This is a genomic window from Nocardioides sp. (genome assembly GCF_025965415.1).
Taxonomy (GTDB): Bacteria; Actinomycetota; Actinomycetes; order Propionibacteriales; family Nocardioidaceae; genus Nocardioides.
In genome coordinates, this window is record NZ_JAOPWY010000189.1 from 1 (window position 1) to 22,459 (window position 22,459).

19 protein-coding genes are annotated in these 22,459 nt (G+C 73.1%); 8 read left to right on the forward strand and 11 right to left on the reverse strand.

The annotated features are described in order from the left end of the window. The first annotated feature begins 177 nt into the window (after positions 1 to 177). From JWN97_RS20020 to JWN97_RS20030, 3 genes are read left to right on the forward strand one after another with little or no spacing between them, the layout of a single operon-like run. Positions 178 to 2,199 carry a M4 family metallopeptidase gene (locus JWN97_RS20020; RefSeq protein ID WP_297627206.1) on the forward strand — a complete coding sequence of 674 codons (2,022 nt, stop codon included), beginning with the start codon at positions 178 to 180 and terminating at the stop codon, positions 2,197 to 2,199. Positions 2,200 to 2,252: 53 nt separating this feature from the next. After that, the gene (locus JWN97_RS20025) at positions 2,253 to 3,716 is read left to right on the forward strand and encodes a M28 family metallopeptidase (protein WP_297627209.1); all 1,464 of its coding nucleotides are present in this window, start codon (positions 2,253 to 2,255) and stop codon (positions 3,714 to 3,716) included. Between the two features lie 56 nt (positions 3,717 to 3,772). Next, positions 3,773 to 4,618 (forward strand): aldo/keto reductase, encoded by an 846-nt coding sequence (locus tag JWN97_RS20030; protein ID WP_297627212.1) that lies wholly within the window; start codon positions 3,773 to 3,775, stop codon positions 4,616 to 4,618. Positions 4,619 to 4,643: 25 nt separating this feature from the next. On the opposite strand, the gene JWN97_RS20035 is transcribed toward JWN97_RS20030, so the two are convergent. Beyond that, a complete protein-coding gene (locus JWN97_RS20035; RefSeq protein WP_297627215.1) occupies positions 4,644 to 6,596 on the reverse strand; it encodes a M3 family metallopeptidase in 1,953 nt (650 codons plus the stop codon). 103 nt (positions 6,597 to 6,699) lie between these two features. Between JWN97_RS20035 and JWN97_RS20040 the strand changes: the two genes are divergently transcribed. Further along, entirely contained in the window at positions 6,700 to 7,929 is a 1,230-nt protein-coding gene (locus tag JWN97_RS20040) for an MFS transporter (protein ID WP_297627218.1), read from the forward strand. Here JWN97_RS20040 and JWN97_RS20045 read toward each other — a convergent pair. Continuing rightward, positions 7,910 to 8,440, reverse strand: coding sequence for a hypothetical protein (locus JWN97_RS20045; protein ID WP_297627221.1), 531 nt, complete (start codon positions 8,438 to 8,440; stop codon positions 7,910 to 7,912). The two genes, JWN97_RS20040 and JWN97_RS20045, sit on opposite strands and share 20 nt — an antisense overlap. 128 nt (positions 8,441 to 8,568) lie before the next feature. On the opposite strand from JWN97_RS20045, the gene JWN97_RS20050 reads away from it, so the two are divergent. From JWN97_RS20050 to JWN97_RS20060, 3 genes are all read left to right on the forward strand, one after another. Continuing rightward, positions 8,569 to 9,363 carry a hypothetical protein gene (locus JWN97_RS20050; RefSeq protein ID WP_297627223.1) on the forward strand — a complete coding sequence of 265 codons (795 nt, stop codon included), beginning with the start codon at positions 8,569 to 8,571 and terminating at the stop codon, positions 9,361 to 9,363. A 118-nt stretch (positions 9,364 to 9,481) separates the two neighbouring features. Further along, positions 9,482 to 9,784: a hypothetical protein gene (locus JWN97_RS20055; protein WP_297627226.1), complete on the forward strand. Its 303-nt coding sequence runs from the start codon at positions 9,482 to 9,484 to the stop codon at positions 9,782 to 9,784. Beyond that, complete coding sequence (locus JWN97_RS20060) at positions 9,781 to 10,803, forward strand: hypothetical protein (RefSeq protein WP_297627228.1); 1,023 nt, start codon at positions 9,781 to 9,783, stop codon at positions 10,801 to 10,803. The genes JWN97_RS20055 and JWN97_RS20060 overlap by 4 nt, the downstream gene beginning before the upstream one ends. Positions 10,804 to 10,811: 8 nt before the next feature. On the opposite strand, the gene JWN97_RS20065 is transcribed toward JWN97_RS20060, so the two are convergent. The 4 genes from JWN97_RS20065 to JWN97_RS20080 form a co-directional block, all read right to left on the reverse strand. Beyond that, on the reverse strand, positions 10,812 to 11,696 hold the full coding sequence (locus tag JWN97_RS20065; RefSeq protein ID WP_297627231.1) for a sucrase ferredoxin: 885 nt from the start codon (positions 11,694 to 11,696) through the stop codon (positions 10,812 to 10,814). Continuing rightward, the gene (locus JWN97_RS20070) at positions 11,693 to 12,748 is read right to left on the reverse strand and encodes a cupin domain-containing protein (RefSeq protein WP_297627233.1); all 1,056 of its coding nucleotides are present in this window, start codon (positions 12,746 to 12,748) and stop codon (positions 11,693 to 11,695) included. The genes JWN97_RS20065 and JWN97_RS20070 overlap by 4 nt, the downstream gene beginning before the upstream one ends. Before the next feature lie 62 nt (positions 12,749 to 12,810). Beyond that, the gene (locus tag JWN97_RS20075) at positions 12,811 to 13,044 is read right to left on the reverse strand and encodes a hypothetical protein (RefSeq protein WP_297627237.1); all 234 of its coding nucleotides are present in this window, start codon (positions 13,042 to 13,044) and stop codon (positions 12,811 to 12,813) included. A 98-nt stretch (positions 13,045 to 13,142) separates the two neighbouring features. Continuing rightward, positions 13,143 to 13,313, reverse strand: a complete 171-nt coding sequence (locus JWN97_RS20080) for a hypothetical protein (RefSeq protein WP_297627240.1) — start codon at positions 13,311 to 13,313, stop codon at positions 13,143 to 13,145. Between the two features lie 702 nt (positions 13,314 to 14,015). Here JWN97_RS20080 and JWN97_RS20085 point away from each other — a divergent pair. Further along, positions 14,016 to 14,426, forward strand: coding sequence for a carbohydrate ABC transporter permease (locus JWN97_RS20085; RefSeq protein WP_297627243.1), 411 nt, complete (start codon positions 14,016 to 14,018; stop codon positions 14,424 to 14,426). Positions 14,427 to 14,490: 64 nt separating this feature from the next. On the opposite strand, the gene JWN97_RS20090 is transcribed toward JWN97_RS20085, so the two are convergent. The 5 genes from JWN97_RS20090 to JWN97_RS20110 form a co-directional block, all read right to left on the reverse strand. Next, on the reverse strand, positions 14,491 to 15,246 hold the full coding sequence (locus tag JWN97_RS20090) for a sucrase ferredoxin (protein ID WP_297627246.1): 756 nt from the start codon (positions 15,244 to 15,246) through the stop codon (positions 14,491 to 14,493). A 182-nt stretch (positions 15,247 to 15,428) separates the two neighbouring features. Next, entirely contained in the window at positions 15,429 to 18,347 is a 2,919-nt protein-coding gene (locus JWN97_RS20095; RefSeq protein ID WP_297627249.1) for a helix-turn-helix transcriptional regulator, read from the reverse strand. A 347-nt stretch (positions 18,348 to 18,694) separates the two neighbouring features. Further along, entirely contained in the window at positions 18,695 to 19,873 is a 1,179-nt protein-coding gene (gene hutI, locus JWN97_RS20100; protein ID WP_297627252.1) for an imidazolonepropionase, read from the reverse strand. Then, positions 19,870 to 21,183 carry a formimidoylglutamate deiminase gene (locus JWN97_RS20105; protein ID WP_297627255.1) on the reverse strand — a complete coding sequence of 438 codons (1,314 nt, stop codon included), beginning with the start codon at positions 21,181 to 21,183 and terminating at the stop codon, positions 19,870 to 19,872. Before JWN97_RS20105 ends, hutI begins: the two co-directional genes overlap by 4 nt. Next, complete coding sequence (locus JWN97_RS20110) at positions 21,180 to 22,394, reverse strand: allantoate amidohydrolase (protein WP_297627258.1); 1,215 nt, start codon at positions 22,392 to 22,394, stop codon at positions 21,180 to 21,182. The genes JWN97_RS20105 and JWN97_RS20110 overlap by 4 nt, the downstream gene beginning before the upstream one ends. Positions 22,395 to 22,459 lie beyond the last annotated feature (65 nt).

Sequence of the window (22,459 nt, forward strand, 5' to 3'; positions counted from 1 at the left end):
GATTATCGGACACGACGCGAAGGCGACGTTCGGGACGTGCAGGTTCTCGCGTTGCAACAACCTGCAGATCTGCGTCCATTGACGGCCTCCTCGCCGATTGCGAGTTTGTGCACTGGTCCGCTTCACCAATCCATCCTCAAGCCCGTCCGGGCCCGGATCTCATGATTGGAAATCCCAGTGAAATCAACTCGCCTGGCCGCCCTGGCCGGTATCGCAGCGACGGCCGTCGCCGCGTCGTTCTTGGCGCCGACCGTCACCCCGGCCGACGCCGCCCCCTCGGCGGGCAACCCCCGTCTCGAGGCACAGCAGGCAGCCTCTGCCTGGGTGAAGGGCCACGGCAACGCACTCGAGCGCGCGTCGCAGGACGCCTTCGTGCGCACCGGCACCTACGCCGGTGACGCGGACGTCTACTCGATGGCCTACGAGCGCACCCACGAGGGCCTGCGCGTCGTCGGTGGCGACTTCGTCGTCCTCGCCAACGCCGAGGGCCAGGTCGTCGGCTCGTCCGTCGCCCAGGAGGCGCCCGTCACCATCGCGAGCACTACCCCCACCCTGAGCGCCGAGCGCGCCACGGCGGCGGCCCGCGGCCAGGTCGACCAGGTGGCCGACTCCTCGGCCCCCGAGCTCGTCATCTGGCACCGTGAGGCCGGCACCAAGCTGGCGTACGAGGTCCAGGTCCGCGGCACCGACGCCGGCTCGCCCTCGTGGCAGTACGTCTGGGTCGACGCCACCGACGGACAGGTCCTCGAGACGCGCGAGCAGATCGCCCACGGCTCCGGCACCGCGGCCTACTCCGGCCCCAACCCGCTGTCCATCGCGACCAGCGGCTCCGGCTCGAGCTTCACCATGACCGACCCGACGGCGACCACGCTGAAGTGCCAGGACGCGGCCACCAACACCACGTTCTCGGGTCCCGACGACGTGTGGGGCAACGGCAACGCCACCAGCAGGGAGACCGGCTGCGTCGACGCGCTCTACGCCGCGCAGCAGATGAAGGGAATGATGTCGTCGTGGCTCGGCCGCAACGGCATGAACGGCTCCGGCGGCTGGGTCCCGATCCGGGTGGGCCTCAACGACGTCAACGCCTACTACGACGGCACGCAGGTCCAGATCGGCCACAGCCAGACCGGCGGCCGCTGGATCTCCTCCATCGACGTGGTGGCGCACGAGTTCGGCCACGGCGTGGACGACAAGACCCCCGGCGGCATCTCCGGCGGCGGCACCCAGGAGTTCATCGGTGACGCCCTGGCCACTGCCACGGAGTACTACGACGCCCAGCCCTCGCCGTACGACAGCCCCGACCACACCATCGGCGAGGAGATCGACCTCGTCGGGCAGGGCCCGATCCGCGACGGCTCCAACCCGGCCAACGTCGGCGACCCGTCCTGCTACACCAGCTCGATCCCGACGGCGGAGGTCCACGCGGCCGCCGGCCCCGGCGACCACTGGTTCTACCTCCTCTCGCGCGGCGGCGTCTCCAAGTGTGACGGCACGTCGGTGACGGGCATCGGCGAGCAGGCAGCCATCAAGGTCCTCTACAACGGCATGCTGATGAAGACCACCTCGTCGAACTACCTCAAGTACCGCACCTGGACGCTGACCGCGGCCAAGAACCTGGACGCCACCTGCGCCCAGTTCAACGCCGTCAAGAACGCCTGGGACGCGGTCAACGTGCCCGCGCAGACCGCTGACCCGACCTGCGGTGGCACGACGACGCCGCCCACCACGCCGCCCCCGACCGGTGGCAACATCCTGGGCAACCCGGGCTTCGAGTCCGGTGCGACCGTCTGGACCGGCACCGCCGGTCCGATCACCAACAACACGGGCCGCGCGGCGCGCACCGGCTCCTGGAAGCTGTGGCTCGGCGGCAACGGCAAGGCCGGCACCGAGACGATCAACCAGTCGGTGACCATCCCGTCCACGGCGACCGCGGCCACGCTGTCGTACTGGATCCGCACCGACACCGCCGAGTCGGGCTCGACGGCGTACGACAACATGCGGGTGCAGGTCGTGGACGGCTCCACCGTCACCACGCTGCGCACCTTCACCAATGTCGGCACCAACGCGACGTACACCCAGTACTCGCACGCGCTGACGGCCTACAAGGGCAAGACGGTCACGATCCGCTTCACTGCGACCGAGGACTCCTCGCTGCAGACGAGCTTCGTGGTCGACGACACCGCGCTGAACGTCTCCTGACGTCACACCGCACCTGACGGGGCGGGGCAGCACTGCTGCCCCGCCCCGTTGCCATGTCCATCGACTTCTCGGGAGATCCCATGCGCACCCTTCGTACGACCGCACTCTCCGCCGTGGCCGCCGCCGCCCTCGTGGCCTCAGCCCTGGCGGGCTCCACCTCGCCCGCCGTCGCGGCGCCCTCGCCCGACCTCAGCCTCACCCACGTCACCGCACACCTGCAGCAGCTCCAGAGCATCGCCACGGCCAACGGCGGCAACCGGGCGACGGGCCGGCCGGGCTACAGAGCCTCGCTCGACTGGGTGAAGGCCAAGCTGGACGCCGCCGGCTACACCACGCAGGTCCAGTCGTTCTCGACCTCGTCGGGGACGTCGTACAACCTCGTCGCCGACTGGCCGGGCGGCGACGCCGAGCACGTCGTGATGACCGGCGCCCACCTCGACAGCGTCGCGGCCGGTCCCGGCATCAACGACAACGGCACCGGCTCGGCCGCGGTCCTCGAGGCGGCGCTCGCCTGGGCCGCCAGCGGCAACACCCCACGCAACCACCTGCGCTTCGCGTGGTGGGGCGCGGAGGAGCAGGGTCTGCTCGGTTCCAACCGCTACATGTCGACGCTGCCGACCGCCGACAAGGACCGCATCGACCTCTACATGAACTACGACATGGTCGGCTCGCCCAACCCCGGCTACTTCGTCTACGACGACAACCCGGCCGGCAACGGTGCCCGCGACGCGATGACCGCCTACTACACGTCCAAGGGCATCCCCTGGGAGTACATCGACGTCCAGGGCCGCTCCGACCACGCGTCGTTCCGCAGCTACGGCATCCCCACCACCGGCATGTACTCCGGCGGCGAGGTCATCAAGACCTCGGCCCAGGCGCAGAAGTGGGGCGGCACCGCCGGCACCGCCTTCGACCCCTGCTACCACCGGTCGTGCGACACGATGTCCAACATCAACACCACCGCCCTGGACCGGAACATCGACATGATCGGTCACATGGTCTGGCTCTACGCCGACAAGGACTTCGGCACCACCCTCCCGCCGACGACGCCTCCGGCGGGCGCCAACCTGCTCGCCAACGCCGGCTTCGAGTCCGGCGCGGCGAGCTGGACGGGCACGACGGGTGCGATCACCAGCAACACCGGCCGTCCGGCGCGCACCGGCTCGTGGAAGGCCTGGCTCGGCGGCAACGGCGCCACGTCGACGGAGAGCGTCGCCCAGTCCGTCACGATCCCGGCCGCCGCCACCGCCGCGTCGCTGTCGTACTGGATCCGCACCGACACCGCCGAGTCCGGCTCGACGGCCTACGACACCCTCAAGGTGCAGGTGGTCAGCGGGACGACGACCACGACGCTGAAGACCTTCAGCAACGTCGGCACGAGCGCGACCTATGCGCAGTTCTCGCACAGCCTGCTGGCCTACCGGGGCAAGACCGTCACGGTGAAGTTCCTGATGACCGAGGACTCGTCGCTGCAGACCAGCTTCGTGGTCGACGACACGTCGGTCACCAGCTCCTGACACCACCGGGGGGCGAGCACGCGGAATACCTCGGGCCGGATCCTTGTAGGCCTTGCATGACTGTTCCCCAGATCAAGCTCCACGACGGCACGTCCATCCCGCAGCTCGGCTTCGGCGTCTTCCAGGTCCCCCCGGAGGAGACCGCCGCCACCGTCGCCCAGGCGCTCGAGGTCGGCTACCGCCACATCGACACCGCGCAGATGTACGGCAACGAGGCGGGCGTCGGCCAGGCCATCAAGGACTCCACCCTCGCCCGCGACGACCTCTACATCACCACCAAGCTCAACAACGGCTTCCACCGCCCCGACGACGCCCGGCGCGAGATCGACCGCTCCCTCGAGCGTCTCGGCCTCGAGCAGACCGACCTCTTCCTCATCCACTGGCCGCTGCCCACGGAGTACGACGGCGACTTCGTCTCCACGTGGCAGGCGCTGATCGAGGCCCAGCAGGCCGGCAAGACCCGCTCCATCGGCGTGTCCAACTTCCAGCCCGCCCACCTCGACCGCATCGTCGAGGAGACCGGCGTGGTCCCGGTCGTCAACCAGGTCGAGGTGCACCCCTTCTTCGCCAACGAGGAGGTCCGCGCCGCCAACCAGCGCCACGGCGTGCTCACCGAGGCGTGGTCGCCCATCGCGCAGGGTGCGGTCAACGACGACGACACGATCGGCGAGATCGCCTCGCTGGTCGGGCGTACGCCGGCGCAGGTGACCCTGCGCTGGCACCTGCAGCGCGGCGACATCGTCTTCCCCAAGTCGATGCGGGCCGAGCGGATGCGCGAGAACTTCGAGCTGTTCGACTTCGAGCTCAGCGACGAGCACGTCAAGGCGCTCGACGAGCTCGACCGGGGCGAGGCCGGGCGCACCGGCCCCAACCCCGACACGTTCGACTACATCCCGGGCTGAGCCCGGCCGTCTCCCGCGGTCGGCCCTACTCCGCCAGCCACGCCGCCCAGGCGTCGAAGGAGTAGGGCCGGCCCAGGAAGTCGGCGACCAGGTCGGCGGCGTCGGCGCGACCCCCCCTCGCGAGCACCTTGTCGCGGTAGGCGGTGGCCACGTCGGGGGCGAACATGTCGTCGACGTCGAAGGCCGAGAAGAGGTCCTTGGCGATCACCAGCGACCACATGTAGGTGTAGTAGCCCGACGAGTAGCCGTCGAGGTGGCCGAAGGCGCAGTGCATGTGCGCGCCCTCCAGCGGCGGGAACACCGAGTAGCGGCGCTGCAGCTCGTCGCCGTACGACGTCAGGTCGTCGTGCCGCGCGGCGTGGAAGTAGTAGGACCGGGCCGCGTAGGACATCTGCTGCACGGCGTAGAGGCCCTTGCCGAAGTGGTCGGCCCGCCTCATCGCGGCGACCAGCTCGGCGGGGATGGTCTCGCCCTCGGCGTTGCGCGCGAAGGTGGCGAGCACGTCGGTGTCCCACGCCCACTCCTCCAGCATCTGGCTGGGCGCCTCGACGAAGTCCCACTCCGTGGCGACGCCGGAGAAGCGCAGCCACTCGCCCTGCCCGCCGAGGACGTGGTGGACGAGGTGGCCGAACTCGTGGAACAGCGTCACGACCTCGTCGTGCTCCATCAGGCCGCGGCTGAAGTTGCACACCAGCACGCCCTCGGCGAGCTGCGTGCCGGCGACGCCCTTGACCATGTCGAACTGGGCGGCGTGCTTGAACTTGCCCTCGCGCGGGTGGAGGTCGAGGTGGATGCGGCCGATGCGGCGCCCGTCGAGCCCGACGTCATAGCTCGCGACGTCCTCGTGCCACGTGCCGGCCTCGTCGTGCGGGACCGGCGTCCACTCCAGGCCGAAGAGCCGGCCGGTCACGTCGAGCAGCCCCTGCCGGACCTGCTCGAAGCCGAAGTAGGTGCGCACGACCTGCCCGTCGACGGCGTACTGCTCGCGGCGCACGAGCTCGGAGTAGTAGCGCGAGTCGTAGGTCGTCACGACCTCGGCGTCGGGGTCGTCGGCGCGCTTGCGCTCGAGGAGCACCGCGACCTCCTGCCCGGCCCGCTCGGTCGCGGCCTCGCTGATGCGCTCGATGAAGTCGGCGATGGCCTGGCCGGAGCCGATCATCTTGACCTCGGCGTCGTAGTCGGGCCAGGACGCGTAGCCGAGGAGGTCGGCGGTCTCGCGCCGCACGGCGAAGAGGTCCTGGAGGACCTGGTCGTTGGCGGGCCACGCGACGTTGTTGGCGGCCAGGGAGAGCTCGCGCCGGGCCTCGACGTCCGACCCGAAGGTCGTGAACGGGACCAGGTCGGGATAGTCGGTGGTGATCGTGACCAGGCCGTCGTCCTCGGCCGGGTGGGCCGCGCGGTAGTCGTCGGGCAGCCCGGCCAGGCGCTCCGGCGCGATCCGGATCGAGCGGACGTCGTCGCGGATGGTGCGGCCGAAGTCCTGGGAGAGCTTGACCGAGCGCTCGCTCAGCTCGCGCAACCGGTCGCGGGTGGCGTCGTCACGGTCGACACCCGTACGGCGGAAGTCGCGCAGCGTGTGGTCGAGCACCCGGCGCGCGTCGTCGTCGAGCCCCTCCGCGTCGAGCGCGGCGAAGACGGCGAACAGGTCGCGGTCCTGCCCGAGCTCGGTGACGTACTTCTGCACCTGCTGGCTCAGCTCGTCGGCACGGTCGCGCACCGCCGCGTCGGGGTGCACCTCGGACCACAGGGCCACGGCGTCGGCGTTGGCGAGCGCGGTCTCGGCGCGGTTCCAGGCCCGCAGCACCTCGCCGGCGTCCGTCGAGCCGGCCTTGACCCGCTCCACCTGGCGCACCGCCTCGGCGAGCTCGCCCTCGCACCGCTCGCCGACCCACGTGAGCCAGTCACCGGCCCCGGGGAGGACGAGCGGGTCGCTGCTCGCGCGGACGGACGAGGGCTGCATGTCGGTGTCGTGGGCCACGTCACGGGAGCCTACGGAACGGTGCTGACAACCTCCACCGACATCCCTGCAGGCGTCGCACCGGTGCCGCGTGCCGTGCCGGGGCACCCGTAGCGTGGCGCGGGTGACGACGTCGACCGCGGCGGAGACCGACTTCCGGTTCCGCGACATCTGGCTGGTGGCGTACGGCCCCTCCATCGTCTCGGCGATCGGGCACGGCGCGATCATGCCCGTGCTCGCCCTCCGCGCCCGCGACCTCGGCGCCGACGTCAGCGTCGCCGCCGCGATCGTGGCGCTCACCGGCGTGGGCATGCTCTGCGCGAGCCTGCCGGCGGGTGCGCTGGTCGCGCGGATCGGCGAGCGGCGCGCGCTCGTCGCCGCCGGCTTCCTGGACGCCGGCGCGATGGCCGTCGCCGCCCTCACCGACTCCGTGGCCGCCCTCGCGGCGGGCGTGCTGCTCAGCGGTGTGTGCTGGACGGTGTTCCTGATCGCACGGCAGGGCTTCATGATCGACGTCGTCCCGAGCACCCACCGGGCGCGGGCGATGTCTCTGCTGGGCGGGTCCTACCGCCTCGGCGTGCTCATCGGGCCCCTCCTCGGCGCCGGGCTGATCCGCCTCACCGACCTCACGAGCGTCTTCTGGCTGGGCGCCGCGATGTCGGTCTGCGCCTCCCTGCTCGCCGCGACGATGCCCGACCTCGGCGAGGAGAAGCGGGCCGCGGCCAAGGCGTCGGGACACCTCGGCGTGTGGACGGTCATCGCGTCGCACCGCCGCCTGCTGGCCACCCTCGGCACCGCGGTCGTCATCCTCGGGATGAGCCGGTCGCTGCGGCTCAGCCTGCTGCCGCTGTGGGCCGACCACCTCGGCCTGTCCGCGTCGACCACCTCCTTGATCTTCGCCGGCGCGGCCGCGCTCGACGTCGCCTTCATGTGGCCCGGCGGGTGGCTGATGGACACCCGCGGCCGGAAGGTGGTGGCGGTGCCGGTCGTCCTCTCCATGGCGGTCGCGTGCCTGCTGCTGCCTCTGGCCACGTCGGCGGTCTCGGTCGCCCTGGTCATGGCGCTCATCGCCACCGGCAACGGCCTCGGCTCGGGCATCGTGATGACCCTCGGGGCGGACGCGGCGCCGGGCGAGGGCCGGGCGCAGTTCCTCGGCGCGTGGCGCCTCTGCGGCGACATCGGCAACACCGGCGGCCCGCTGCTGGTTGGCGCGGTCGCGGCGGTCGCGCCCCTGGCGACCGCCTGCCTGGTGGTCGGCCTGCTCGGCCTTGCCGGCACGGGATGGGTCGGCTACTGGACCGGTCGCGTCGACCGGGCCCGTGCGGCGGAGGCGCTCAACCCACCGTCACCGTGAGCTCGTTGGACGCGACCTGGGTGTCGGTGTCGACGACGCGGAACTTGTTGGCCCCGACCTGGCTCGTCTGCACGTAGGTCGCGAAGGTCCCGCCGGACACCGACATGGTCACCGGGAAGTCGGACCACGCGCCGTTCTCGAAGCGCTGCACCTGCAGGATCGCGCCCTCCCCGCCCGGGTAGGTGCCCTTGAGGTCGATCTGCTGCATCGGGCTGACCGACTGCTGCACGGCGGTCAGGGAGATGCCCGTCGCCGGAGCCTCCGACGTCGTCTCGCCGGTGCTGGGCTCGGCCGTGTCCTCCGGCGCCGGGATCGAGCTGCTGGTGTCACTCGGCCGGGGCAGGTTGAAGGTGGCGGGCGTGCCCCCGTCGTCGCTGGCGGTCGAGGTCTCGCCGATGCCGGTGGCCTTGACCCCCACCATCACGGCGAGCCCCCCGAGCAGGCCGATGACCACGGCGACGCCGACCAGGGCGACGAGCCCGGTCAGGACGGGACGGTTCTCGGTGTCCATGGAGACCTAACGACTGGAGGAGGGTGGTCCGGCCATTGTCCAAGACGGCCGGTCGCCTGGCCAACCCGCGCCGGGCCCCACCCCCTCGGACGGCGTGGTCCCGCACGCGGACCGGGCAGGATGGGGCCATGCAGTCACCGTTGCGACACGGCAGGGCAGCCCTCGGCACGACGATCGCCGGAGGCGCCCTCGCCGCGCTCTCCCAGGCCCCCGACCGTGCCTCGCGGCTCCTCCGCCACCGCTACCCCACGGTCGCGGTCACCGGGATGACCGGCGTCGGCAAGACCCGGCTGGCCGACCGGCTCTCGCGCCGCGCGAGCGCCCAGTCCTCGGCGGACGGGGGCCAGGACGTCGGCTCCGCGGTCATGGAGCGTCGTACGCGCCGCAACGCCAGGCTGCGCGGCTACCGCTTCCGGGTGGTGCCGGGCGAGAACGCCGCGACCCGCCTCGGCGCGCTGGACGAGGTGTTCCACGACGAGCCCGTCGACGGGGTGCTCCACGTGGTCGCCAACGGCTACGCCACCCCGCGGCGCACGGGCGGGACCAGCGGTCGCGCCGTCGCCTCGCGCGAGGAGCAGCTGGCCGCCGAGCTCGAGGACTGGTCGATCACCGCGCACCGCATCGCGAGCATGGCCGTGCGCCGCGAGCGGCCCACGTGGCTGGTGGTGGCGGTGACGAAGGCCGACCTCTTCGCCCACGACGTCGACGCCGCCGTCCACTACTACTCCCCCGGCAGCGGCTCACCCTTCGGCGACAAGCTCGACGAGCTGCGCGCACTGGCGGGCGGCGCCAAGCTCTCGATCGACGTGCTGCCGGTGTGCGCCCAGGGAGGCGGCAAGAAGTCCGGCATGCCCGACCGGACGGCCACCGACCTCCTCGCCCGGCTCGAGCTGCGGCTGGCGCAGCTCTCCGGTCACGTCTGAGCGGGCCCCGGGACCATGCCGCCCGGCCGGCGAGGGGTGGTCCAGACCGCCGGGGTGGAGTAGTTCACAGATTGACGACTTCTGGTTTCGGCGGCGTTCATCGGGGCAGAAGGTCGGCATGAGGCCGATCGCGATCAACCAGCGGGCGCTGCGCAGCGCCAAGGAGGAGCTGGACTCCGCCCGGGAGGACCTGAGGTCCGCGCTCGGCGACATCGACCACCCGGCCGACGACTTCCCGTGGCGCGACCTGATGGTCGAGGGGGTGCGCAGCCTCGTGGACGACGCCGAGGTGATCACCACGAAGTGCCGCACCATCTCCGCGGCCATCGACGACTCGATCATCGACTTCGACGAGCTCGACGTCATGGTCGGCCAGGCCGCCCAGGTCGCCGCCAAGCTCGACCAGGTGGACCCGCGATGACGAGGGTCGTGGTCGACAGGATCGAGGCGCAGCAGGACGGGCTCCGGTTCGGCGACCCGATCGGCTGCGGCTACCACTGGGTCGAGCCCGACGAGATCGACCGCTACGGCGACTCCGTGCGCCGGCTCGCCGGCAAGGTCGAGCTCGCGGTCGACGGCTTCGAGCGCACCGCGACGCTCTCCGAGGACGTGTTCGCCGGCGAGGCCGCCGACGCCCTGCGCGCGCGTGCCGAGCGGCGCCACGAGGAGTCCGTGCTGGTCCGCGACAACCTGCGCGGGCTCGGCCGCGCGATCAACGCCTACTCCGACGTGCTGCGTCGCCACCGCGAGGGCCTCGAGCAGCTGCGCGCCTACGCCGAGGGCCGGGGCCTCGAGCTCCGCGGCCAGCAGATCTGGCCCCCGGTGGAGACCATCGCCGGCGACGCTCCGCAGAAGGAGCTCGACGCGTGGGAGCGCGACTGGACGTCCTACAAGGAGTGCTTCGAGACCAAGATCGAGCTGCGCGACGCCCGCCGGGTGGCCACGCGCGAGCTGGTCAAGGCGCTCGCGGAGTACGCCGACGTGCATCCCGACAAGGACGACACGAAGTTCGTCGCGGCGAGCGCCCACCAGGTGACGTTCGGCGAGCTCCGGCGCGAGGCGGCCGAGGAGGCGATGGAGGCCGTGCAGGCAGGCGACCGCGCCGACGCCGCGCACCGCACCGTCGACGGCCTCACGCGCCGCGAGCAGTCCGCCCTCGACGACCTGGAGAAGATGCTCCGCGACGAGCGCTCCCCCGAGGAGATCCGCGCCCGGGCCGACGAGGTCGCCGCCGTCCACCGCGAGCTGACCGAGGCGCGCGTGGAGGCCCGCGAGGCCGACGCCGTCGCCGACCGCGAGCAGGCCCAGGCCAACCGCGCCGCCCGCCACCTCGAGGACGCCGAGGCGGGCAAGCCCCGACTCGTCGCCGAGCAGGCCGCGTGGCAGCCCGCGGTCGAGGAGCACGTCGAGCCGGGCAACCTCGAGGACCGACTCGGCTAGAGGCGGGCTCAGCCCGGCCGCTCGACCACGAACCTCGGCACCGCACTGTCCCGCAGCGCACCGCACGTCAGGCGCTCCGCGCCCTCGAGCGTCCGGCGCACCCGCACCTCGTGGACCACGCCCGCGGCCTCGACTGCGACGACGGTGACGTCACCCTCCGTGCGCGCCGAGGAGACACGGACGTCGTCGAGGCCGGTGAGCCCGAGGCGCCGGCGTACGTCGATCTCGGCCGCCTGCACCGGCATCGACAGGTCCGAGCGACCGCGGAGGTGGTCCAGCGAGACGCGACCGTCGGCCGTGGCGTCCGCCATCGCCAGGGCCGAGTCGGGGTCGACTCGGCCGTAGTAGAGGCCGCGGGGCAGGACGAGCACGTTGCCCGCGAACCGGTCGCCCCCGATGTGCGAGCATTCCCAGACGGCGTCGGCATGGCGCCCCGCGGCGAGGGTCAGGGCGACCGGGCGGCCCCGCTCGGCGCAGCACGCGTCGTGGCGGCCGTGGGTGCAGACCGCGATGACCGGCTCGTCGTGCCGTGCCAGGCCCACCGACCGACCGGCGCCGAGCGCCGCGAGGTCGAGGTCGCGCACCTCGTCGAGGCTCCCCAGCGCCGCGGTCTCCAGCCAGGAGTCCGGGCCGGCCGCGCGGGCGGCGAAGACGCGGGCGCCCGTGCCGTCCGCCCGACGTCCGGGGCGGCGGACGAGGAGGACGCGCACGTTGGCGGCGCGGCCGCTGCGTGCTAGGTGCTCACCCAGACCCGCCGGCAGCCGGGCGTCGCGCAGGGCGTCGGAGCCCCACGAGCCGCCGTGCTCGACCAGCAGGAAGCTGCGCACGGTCGAGGCGGTGCCGGCCAGGTCGTCCTCGCGGGCCAGGCTGGCGGCGGCGCACCGGAACGTCACCGGACCACCCCGAGCAGGCCCTCCCGCACCAGCCGTCGGCACAGGACGAGCGCGCTCGCCCGATCGAGGGGCAGGTCGGCCGGGGTGAGCTCCGGTCGCGCGGCGACCACATCGAGGGCGTCGCGGATCCGGGCCGGGACCCGCAGCACGCGGTCGCCGAGGAGGAGGCGCACCGCGTCACCGTCGTCGACCAGCTCGCAGGGGTGCCCGGGGCGGCGCCGCAGGACGGTGTCGTCGGTGAGGCCCCGGGTGAGGGCCTCGCGGTCGAGCAGCGCGCCCGCCATCCGGGGCGGACGCTCACTGAGGAAACGGACGACCTGCGCCTGCGCGGCCGCGGGGGCGTCGAGTCGTCGTACGGCGTCGGCCACGGCAGCGAGCCGCTCGCCGAGCCCGGTGGCCAGGCGGTCCGGATCGTCGAGGTAGCCCGCGGGGAGGTGGTCGTCCGGCATCTCGGCGAGGGCGTCCTGCACGACCCGCGAGACGAGCTGGCGCCAGGTGAGCTGGTTGATGCCGATCGTCAGGTGGAGCGACACCGCCTCCTGCGCGCGGGCGGCGTGGGGCGTGCCGGTGGGGAGGTAGGCGACGACGCCGGGCTCGAGCAGGAGCTCGCCGGGACCGCCCTCGCCGTGGATCTCCCAGAGCTTGGTGCCGTGCGTCTGCAGCACGAAGACGTCGTGGGAGTCGGAGTGCACGGCGAAGCCCTGGGCGCCGGGAGGCGTGAGGTAGGCGTTGGCCTGGCAGGGGTGGCCGAGCTCGAGCTCGAGCTCGGCGACGAGGTCGGAGACGGGAGTCCAGTAGCGCTGCAGGCCCTGCAGCACGATCGTGGCTCCCTCGTCGTGCAGGCGCATCAGCTTCACCGGGTCGACCAGCCCGGTCAGCGGCTTACCGGCCAGGCTGCCGCCGCGGGTGAACGCCGACTCGGGCAGGACGGAGCCGTCGCGTGCCACCCGGACCGCGGGCGCGCGGATGGCGGTCTCGGTCAGCAGGTGGTCGACGTCGGCCAGCGAAAGGGTGCGCGCGCCGAGGCCGGGGTCGGTGCGGTGGACGTGCACCGACGACGCCCAGGTCGTGTCGAGGAAGACTTGGGCGTCGCCGGTGAGCAGGTCGAGAGCGCTCAGAGCGCGGTCCCGTCCGTGCCGTCGGTGCCGTCGGCGTCCGTGCCGTCGGTGCCGTCGGCATCCGTGGAGTCGCCGTCGGTCGAGTCGGTCGAGTCGCCGTCGGTGCCGTCCGCGTCGGCACCGTCGGTGCCGTCCGCGTCCGTGTCCGGCGCGGCGGGTACGCCGGTCGGGTCGGTGCCCTCCGTGGTGATCTCGTCGTCGCCCAGGGGGCCGTCAGGAGTCGTCGTCATGGATCCTCCTCATCATGCCGCGACGGACTGTCCGCCGGGACAGGGCCAGTCTCTGTCGCTCCTCCACACCGTCCCACACCCCTCGGGGCGTGGGATCGTCAGCCGGCCGCGGTCATGCTGGCCGCCCCCTCGGCCGTGACCTCGACGTCCGCGAGCCGCCCGTGGGTGCCGAGACCGGTGATCCGGGTGGCACCGAACGACCACGGCCGCACCGGGCTGGTGGACATCCCGGAGTCCCGGGAGGCGGTGAGCCCGAGGACGGAGGACACGAGCGAGACCCCGGACGCCGCGGACCAGGCCTGTGGACGGCGGGCAGCGGGTAGGGCAGCGGCACCGGCGTGCTCGACCGGGCGTCGCCGGCGAACAGCTCGGGGGCCGGCCCTCGAAGGCGGTGAGGGCGGCGAGCAGCGCCCCGGCGACGTCGGCGGTCTCCGGTCGCCCCTCGGCCGCGAGCCCGGCCAGGCATCGCGGTGTCGTGCGGCCAGACCGAGCCGACGGGGTAGCCGGTCGGCGAGTATCCGGCGGCGTGGGTGGAGAGGGTGCGGATCCCGAAGCCGGAGAGCATGTCCGGTCCGACCAGGCGCCTCGCGACCACGACGACGCCGTCGGGATCGAGGATCCCGGTGCCGAGCAGGTGCCCGATGTTGCTGGTCAGCGACACGACCGGGCGCTTGTCGCGGTCGAGGGCGATCGCGGGGAAGGCGCCGACGGCGTCCTCGACCCAGAAGCGCCGAGCGAACTCCTGCCGCAACCGCTCCGCCCACGCACGCCACCGGTCGGTGCCCGGGCGCCCGAACGCCTCGAACAGGTCGGCCCCGCGGACCGCCGCGGCGTAGGCGTATCCCTGGACCTCCGCCAGCGCCAGCGGCGAGCTGGCCCGCGACCCGTCGCTGCGGCGTACGGCGTCGCCGGAGTCCCTCTGCTCGCTGGCCGGCTACGCGCTGGCGCGGATCAAGTTCTACCCCGCACTCGTGCTGCCCCTGCTGGTCGATGCCGCGGGCGTCTTCATCATGAAGCAGTTCTTCGAGAGCATCCCGGAGTCGGTGGAGGAGGCTGCCCGGATCGACGGGGCCAGCACGTTCCGCACCTTCTGGTCGGTCGTGCTGCCGATGTCGCGCCCGGCGCTGATCACCCTCACGAACCTGTCGTTCCAGGGGTCGTGGAACGAGCTGCCTCACTTCATCGTCGCCTCGCAGGACCGGGACCTCTTCACCCTGACCTCGGGGGTGGCGACGCTGACCAGCGGCCAGCTCGGGTCCGGTTCGCAGTACCCCATCACCATGGCGGCCGCGCTCCTCATGACCATCCCGGTGGCCATCGTCTTCCTCATCTTCCAGGAGTACCTCGTCCGCGGAGGTACGTCAGGAGCGGTGAAGGGCTAGCCACCACAAGCTCCCGGTGCCGGGCCCCCTTCCGCGGGATCTCCTGCCCGGCACCGGGGCACGATCAGCGCGCGCCGAGCTCGAAGCGCGTCGTGCCCTTGACCTTGTCGTCGCCGCACGACTGCCTCCGGACCGGCCCGGGGACCGCGGTGATCTCGTCCGCCGGGTCGCCGCCCGCCAGGACGTGCAGCTCGCGGACCTGCTCGACGCCCGGGCGCCCGGCCCTGCCGCGGACGAGCTCCGCCGGCACCTCGCCGCGCTCGACCGCCTCGCAGGCGGCGAGGGCGTTGGAGGTGTCGAGCCGGCCGAGGGTGATCCCGCTGGGCAGCGCGAGCAGGGTGCCCGAGAAGCGGTGCCCGCCCAGGTGCGTCGTCTCCCAGGTGCCCTCGGGCCACTCCTGGCTGAGCAGGCCGGCGATCGGGCGGCCCAGCTCGGCGCAGCAGCGGTCGCGCTTGCCGTTGGTGCAGACCAGCCACAGCGGCCCGTCGTACGCCGGCATGCCCGGGAGGTCGAGGTCGAGGAGGTCCTCGGGCCGGTCGAGCACCGTGCCGCGCACGTCGTAGCCGTCCTCGGTGGCGCGGGCCCAGAAGACGCGCGTGCCGGGCCCGGCGCTGCCGTCGTACCGGCGCAGCAGGAAGACCTTGAGGTCCTGGGCGCCCAGGTGGTCGCGCACGTCCTCGGGCAGCCGGTTGTCGGTGACGGCCTCTCGGCCCCAGGGCCCGGGACACTCCACCATCAGGATCTCGGTGTCGGTCGGTGCGGTGCCGATGATCGGCTCGTCGTCCTCGACGCTGGCGAAGGAGCAGCGAAAGTCAGGCATGCGGTGAAGTCTGACCGACGGGTGTCAGGGGCTCCCCGTCAGGACTGACGTCGACGATCCGCCGACGACGGCGAGCTCGTGCGGAGCACTTCTTGTTCGGCCACAGCTGAACGCGAGTGGCCACCAAGTACTCCCGTACGACTGGCGCCGAACACCAACTGTCCCGGAGGCCCCGGACGTGCCTACAGCAGCCCCCGTCGCCGGGCGACCGCGGCCGCCTCCGTGCGCGAGGCCGCATCGAGCTTTGCGAGGATGTTGGACACGTGGACCGACACCGTCTTGGTGCTGATGAACAGCTGCTTGCCGATCTCGCCGTTGCTGCGTCCCTCCGCCACGAGTGCGAGGATCTCGGACTCACGCGGAGTCAGGGTCGCGGCGTCGGACGCGGTGGCCGGCGCGGGCGAGGAGCCGAGCGCCGTGAGCTCGGCGAGGAGCGGCTCGGCCCCCATGGCGTGGGCCGCCTCGCGGGCCTGGTCGGCCGCGGCTCTCGCCCCCGCGGCGTCGCCGGCGGCCCGGAGGACGCCGGCCAGCCGGACGCGTGTCTGGGCGATCTCCGGGACGCTGCCGTAGGCCAGTGCCGTCTCCTCCGCGGCCCGCCAGGCCGCCACGAGCTCGTCGCTCGACGGCGGATCGTGCTGCGCGAGCCAGCGCCAGCGCAGGTGCTCGGCGGTGCGCCGCGCCACCCAGAGGCGGTACTCGGGGCCACGGCTCGCCTCGTAGGGGGCGTAGAAGTCGATCACCTTGCCCCCGTCGGACACCAGCCGGTCGACCTCGGCCGCGGCCGCCTCGCGCTCGTCGGCCGACTGGTGCGCGGCCGCGCTCGCGAAGGCCCCGACGACCAGCGTCGCCAGCCGGAGCCGGGCCTGGAACCACTCGTGCCAGAGGGGTACGACGCTGGCGACCACGTCGTCGTACGCCGCCAGCGCACCGGCCGGGTCGCCGGCGAAGGCCGCCCGCATCACCTCCGTGCTGCCGGCGGTGATGGCGGTGAGGCCGTCGCTGCCCCAGTAGTCGCGGAGCCGCTCGAGCCCCTTCGCGTGGGAGCCGCCGCGGATGCCGATGACGATCAGCATCTGGTGGGCGAAGAACAACCACTCGTAGACCATCGGCGGGTCCTGACCGGTGACGTCGAGGAGGCTCCACGCCTCGTCGAGCCGGCCCTGGTGGGTCAGCGCCACGGCGAGCAGCAGCCGCGACTCCGCGGGATAGGGCGACCAGACGAGCCCGCCGATCTCGCTGCGGGCGATCACCTCGCGGTAGACCTCGCCGGCGAGGTCGAGGTCGCCCCGGTCCTGGTGGAGGCGACCGAGGAAGTAGAGGGCGCGCAGCTCGGGCTCGATGAGACCCGCCGCCCGGGCGCGCGCGGCGGCCGCGCGCCAGCCGGTGCCGGGGTCCTCGCCCCCGTCCGGGTCGAGGCCGGCCAGGGTGGTGTGGAGCTCGACGGCCAGGCTGGTGAGGTCGTTGCGCTCGGCCAGGTCGAGCGCCTCCATCGCCGCGGTGCGCGCCTCGTCGGCCCGCCAGTTGCCCAGCGACTCGGCGTGGACGAACAGCGCCCGGGCGAGCAGCTTGGGAGGTCCGTCGCGCAGCAGCTCGACGGCCTCGGCAGCGGTCGCGCGCGGGGACTCGGTGGTGTCGGTGAGCAGCAGAGCCGAGGCCACCGACGTCAGGAGCTGGCCCCGGTCGACGTCGGACGCGTCCGCCGGGAGGGAGGCCAGCCGGGCACGCAGCACCTTGACCGCCTTGGGCACCCGGCCGGCGGCGACGAGCGCCTCCGCGCACCGGCGCACGAGGGCGTGGACGTCGATGTCGGCCACGGGCGTGCGCGAGGTGTCGATCAGGTCGAGGGCGTCGAGGAAGTGCGTCGCGGCCTCCGACGGACCACCGACGGCCATGGCCTCCTCGCCGGCCTCGATCGAGGCGCGGATCGCGACCGGCCGGTCGTCGGCGCGACGGGCGTGCTGGGCCAGCTCGGCTGCGGTGCCGATCGCGCGGCCCTCCCCCAGCGCGGACACGAAGTCGGCGTGCAGCCGCGCCCGCTCGCCGGGCAGCAGGTCGTCGTAGACGGCCTCGCCGAGGAGGGCGTGGCGGAAGGCATAGGTGCCGCCGCGCGAGACGACGAGGACGTTGGCCTCGACGGCCGTGCGCAGCGCGCCCTCGAGCTCGGCGGAGTCGAGGTCGGAGACGGCGGCGAGCAGGCCGTGGCTCACCTGGCGCCCGGCCGCCGACACGATGCGCACGACGCGGCGGGTGGTCTCGTCGAGCCGGTCGAGGTGGACGAGCAGCACGTCGACCAGCTCGCCGGGGACCTGACCGGACCGGGCGGCGCCGACGAGCTCCTCGACGAAGAAGGGGTTGCCCTCGGCGCGGTCGGCGATGGAGACGTACTCGGCCTCGGACAGCGTGCCGGGCCGCAGTGCGCGGACCAGACGGCGTACGTCGTCGTCGGCGAGCGGCTCGAGCTGGAGGCGGTCGACGCCGCGCAGCCGCATCCACTCGGCCACCTGGCGGCGCAGCGGGTGGCGCCGGTGGAGGTCGTCGGCGCGGTAGGAGACGACGAGCGCGACGCCGGGGACGGGGCGGGAGAAGAGGAAGCTGAGCATGTCGCGCGTGGACTCGTCGGCCCAGTGGGCGTCCTCGACGACGACGAGGATCGGCGCCTCCTCGGCGACGGCGGCGAGCAGGTCGGCGAAGGCGTCGTAGACGTTGCCGCGGTCGAGGGCCTGGTCGCCCGACGCGGTGTCGCTGCTGCGGATGCGCCGTCCCGGCTGGAGGCGGGCGAGCGTGCGGTGCCGCTCGAGCACGCGCCCGGCGACGTCCGGCTGGTCGGCCATGACGCGACCGAGGATCTCGGAGAAGGGGAGGTAGGGCAGGGAGCTGTCGGCGAGGTCGAGGCAGTGGCCGGCGACGACCTGCCAGCCGGCGTCGATCGCCGCGTCGCGCAGGGCCATCAGCACCCGCGTCTTGCCGACCCCCGCGTCGCCGCCGACGAGCATCGCCGGAACGGTCTGGACGCCGGCGGACGCACGGATGCCGAGCTGGGAGGAGAGCTCCTCCAGCTCGGCATCGCGTCCGATCAGATCGGTGGTCCGCAGGGCCGGCACGGACGACATTGTGTCCTGCCGCTCCGACACCCGGGGGTCGATCGCGGTGTGGGTCACTTCTGGGTCTGGTCGGCGCGGACGCGCGTCCAGCGGCGAGTGCCGTAGTCCCTCCGGACCTTGTCCTGGCGGTAGCGGATCTCGGCACCCAGGAAGCTGTCGGTGGTGAACATGCCCTTCTCCTCATCTCATTGGCCCCTTCTGGGACCGTGAGAAGAGATTGCGTCCATGAGGTAGGCGCGGACATCGGGTGCGTGCCCTATTCGCGGGTGGCCGGCTACCTCAGATGCGGTGCCGGGCGGCGTACGACGCTCGTCTGAGGTAGCTCCCACCCCTTCCCCACCAGCGGACTACCCCAGCGTGGGGGTGCCGAGGACCGGGCGGCCGCCCTGCCAGACCCCCGCCACGAGCGGCACGCCCGGGCGGTAGGCCAGGTGGAGGTACGACGGCGCGTCGAGGAGGACGAGGTCGGCCGCCTTGCCGGGGGCGACCACCCCGACGTCGTCGCGGGCGAGCGCCGCCGCACCCATGGCCGTCGCCGCGTGCAGCGCCTCGGCCGGAGTCATCCGCATCTCCCGGACGGCGAGCGCGAGGCAGAGCGCCATCGAGGACGTGAAGCACGAGCCCGGGTTGCAGTCGCTGGCCAGCGCGATCCGCACGCCCGCGTCGAGGAGTCGGCGGGCGTCCGGATAGGGCTGGCGGGTGGAGAACTCCACGCCCGGCAGCAGCGTCGCGATCGTGCCCGAGTCGCTGAGGGACTCGACGTCGAGGTCGGACAGGTAGGTGCAGTGGTCGACCGCGACCAGGCCGAGCTCGCACGCCAGCCGCACACCCCCGCCGTACGTCAGCTGGTTGGCGTGGAGCCGGCCGCGCAGGCCGCTGTCGGAGCCGGCGGTCAGGATGGCGCGGGCCTGGTCGACGTCGAAGGCGCCGTCCTCGCAGAACACGTCGATCCACCGGGCGTGCGGTGCCGCCGCCGCGAGCATGGGGCCGGTGACGAGGTCGACGTAGTCCTCGGGGGTGGTGCCGGCGGGGACGACGTGGGCGCCGAGGAACGTGGTCTCGTCGGTGAACTGCGCCGCCACCGCGAGGCTGCGTGCCTCGTCGAGCACCGACAGGCCGTAGCCGCTCTTGATCTCGACGGTCGTGGTGCCCTGTGACCGCATCTCCGCGACGAGCCGGCCGACGTGGGAGAGGAGCTGCTCGTCGGAGGCGGCCCGGGTGGCGGCGACCGTCGTGCGGATGCCGCCGGCGGTGTAGGGCTCGCCGGTCATCCGGGCCTCGAACTCCGCCGAGCGGTCGCCGGCGAAGACGAGGTGGCTGTGGGAGTCGACGAAGCCCGGGATGATCGCCCGACCGCCCGCGTCGACGCGGACGTCGGCGGCCGGCGCGTCGGCGGTCGGCCCGACCCAGGCGATGCGGGTGCCCTCGACGACGACCGCGGCGTCGGCGACGAGGCCGAGCAGTCCCTCGCGGGCCGGGTCGTTGGTGACCAGCTCGCCGATGCCGGTGATCACGGTGGTGCTCATCGCGTCTCCTCCCAGATCCGGCCGATGATGTCGTCGAGCTCGCGGCCGATCGCGGCGCGGTCGCCGTCCTCGACGACCCATCGGCCGTCGGCCATGACCCGTCGTACGTCCTCGGCCGCGGCGGCGAAGACGACGGTGTTCTCGTCGCGGCCGGTACCGGCGGTGCGCGGCGAGGCCGGGTCGAGCACGACCAGGTCGGCGCGCTGCCCGACGGCGATGGCACCGGCGTCGTCCCAGCCGAGGGACGCGTGGCCGGTGGTGGTGGCGGCCTCCAGGAGCTCGGCGGCCGTCCAGTGACCGCGTTGCTGGGTGGCCAGCCGCTCGTCGAGCTCGACGGCACGCATCTCCTCGAACAGGTCGATCACGGCGTGGCTGTCGCTGCCGACGGTCAGCCGCGCGCCCGCGTGGTGGAGGCGCCGCGACGGGCCGATGCCGTCACCGAGGTCGCGCTCGGTGGTGGGGCAGAAGGAGACGTGGGCGGCGGCCGACCCGACGAGGGCGATGTCGGCGTCGGTCAGGTGGGTGGCGTGGACGAGCGTCGTGCCCGGGCCCAGCAGGCCGTGGTCGGCGAGCAACCGGGTGGGTGTGACGCCGTACGCCTCCAGGCAGCCCTCGTTCTCGGCGACCTGCTCGGAGACGTGGACGTGGAACGGGCGGCCCCGCAGCCGCTCCGCCACCGCGTCGAGGTCGGCCGCCGGGACGGCCCGCACCGAGTGCACGGCGGCACCGACCCGCGCATGGGGGCCGACGACGAGCCCGTCCACCCGGTCGCCCCAGGCCTCGACGGTGCCGTCGGAGTAGCGCACCTGCGCCCCCTCGGGTGCGGCACCGAAGCCGGACGAGAGGTAGAGCGTGTCGAGCAGGGTCAGCCGGATCCCCGCCCGGCGCGCCGCCTCGACGAGGGCGAGACCCATCTCGTCGGGATCGTCGTACGGCGTGCCGTCGGGCCGGTGGTGGAGGTAGTGGAACTCCCCGACGCACGTGATCCCGGCGGCCGCCATCTCGCGGTACGTCGCCCGCGCGAGGGCGAGGTAGGTGTCGGGGTCGAGCCGCGCGGCGAGGGCGTACATCTGGTCGCGCCAGGTCCAGAAGGTGCCCCGCTCGCGCTGGGTGCGGCCCCGCAGCGCGCGGTGGAAGGCGTGGCTGTGGGTGTTGGCGAGACCCGGGACGACCAGCCCGCGCACCGGGATCGCGCGCGGCGGATCCGAGTCGGGCGTGACGGCGGTGAAGCGGCCGTCCTCGACCTCGACCAGGACGTCGTCGTGGACCGCGCCGTCGACCCAGGCGCGCTCGAGGAGGTACGCCGTCACTCCGGCGCCCCGGAACGAGCCAGCTCGGTGAGGACGTCGGCGAGCGCATCGACGCCGGCAAGGCAGTCAGCCGTCTCGGCGTGCTCGTCGGGCGAGTGCGAGATGCCCGTCGGGTTGCGGACGAAGACCATGGCGGTGGGGATGCCGGCGGCGGAGAGGATGCCGGCGTCGTGGCCGGCCTGCGTCGGGATGACCGGCCAGTCGCCGATGGCCGCGAGCCGCGCCGCGAGGTCGGGATCGAAGGCCACCGACCGTGACACGGACTCGGCCGTCACGACGAGCGAGGTGCCGTCCCGGCCCGCGCGCTCGTCGGCCTGCCTCTCGATGAGCGCCACCATCTCGGCGAGCGCCTCGTCGGTGGAGGCGCGGGCGTCGAGCCAGGCCGTCACCAGCGACGGGACGGCGTTGGTGCCGTTGGGCTCGACCGAGATCCGGCCGAAGGTCGCGCGCTGCCCGGCCAGTCGGGCCTGCTTGTCGGCGGCCAGCGCGGTCATCGCATAGGTGAGCATCGGGTCGTGCCGGTCCTCCATGCGGGTCGTGCCGGCATGGTTGGCCTGCCCGGCGAAGTCGAAGCGCCAGCGCCCGTGCGGCCAGATCTCGGTGGCCAGCCCGACCGCGACGTCGCGGTCGACGAGGTCACGGCCCTGCTCGACGTGGAGCTCGACGAAGGTCGCGACCCGGTCGAGCGACAGCAGTCCCTGTGCGGGATCCAGGCCTGCCGCGGACACCGCGTCGGCGAGGAACACACCGTCGCGGTCACGCAGCTCGCGCGCCTCGTCCCACGTGGTCGCGCCGGTGACCAGGCGCGAGCCGAGGCAGGCGCGGCCGAAGCGCGAGCCCTCCTCCTCGACGAAGACGGACACCCCGATCGGCCGGGCGGGCTCGAAGCCCCGCTCACGCAGGAGGTCGATCGCGGCGAGCGCGGACACCACGCCCAGCGGGCCGTCGTACGCCCCTCCGTCGAGGACCGAGTCGAGGTGCGAGCCGGTGAGGACGCCAGGCTCTTCGGAGCGGCCCGACGCCGGTGACCACCAGGCGACCTGGTTGCCAATGCCGTCGGTCTCGACGACGAGGCCGCGGGACGTGCACTCGGCGGCGAACCAGGCGCGCAGCTCGCTCTCGGCGGAGGCCCAGGGCTGGCGGAAGTAGCCGCCCGACGAGGCCGACCGGCCGACCGGCGACAGGTCGCGCCACATCTCCTCGAACCTCATGCGTGCAGTCCATCGACATCGAGGGGCCCGGTCAACGCGCCGGCCCGGCAAGTCGTCTCGGATCC

Bases quoted from the DNA above. Each gene is read 5' to 3' on its own strand.
- JWN97_RS20025 (WP_297627209.1), top strand. From the start codon at position 2,253: ATGTCCATCGACTTCTCGGGAGATCCCATGCGCACCCTTCGTACGACC.
- JWN97_RS20030 (WP_297627212.1), top strand. From the start codon at position 3,773: ATGACTGTTCCCCAGATCAAGCTCCACGACGGCACGTCCATCCCGCAG.
- JWN97_RS20045 (WP_297627221.1), bottom strand. From the start codon at position 8,440: ATGGACACCGAGAACCGTCCCGTCCTGACCGGGCTCGTCGCCCTGGTC.
- JWN97_RS20050 (WP_297627223.1), top strand. From the start codon at position 8,569: ATGCAGTCACCGTTGCGACACGGCAGGGCAGCCCTCGGCACGACGATC.
- JWN97_RS20055 (WP_297627226.1), top strand. From the start codon at position 9,482: ATGAGGCCGATCGCGATCAACCAGCGGGCGCTGCGCAGCGCCAAGGAG.
- JWN97_RS20060 (WP_297627228.1), top strand. From the start codon at position 9,781: ATGACGAGGGTCGTGGTCGACAGGATCGAGGCGCAGCAGGACGGGCTC.
- JWN97_RS20075 (WP_297627237.1), bottom strand. From the start codon at position 13,044: ATGACGACGACTCCTGACGGCCCCCTGGGCGACGACGAGATCACCACG.
- JWN97_RS20090 (WP_297627246.1), bottom strand. From the start codon at position 15,246: ATGCCTGACTTTCGCTGCTCCTTCGCCAGCGTCGAGGACGACGAGCCG.
- hutI (WP_297627252.1), bottom strand. From the start codon at position 19,873: ATGAGCACCACCGTGATCACCGGCATCGGCGAGCTGGTCACCAACGAC.
- JWN97_RS20110 (WP_297627258.1), bottom strand. From the start codon at position 22,394: ATGAGGTTCGAGGAGATGTGGCGCGACCTGTCGCCGGTCGGCCGGTCG.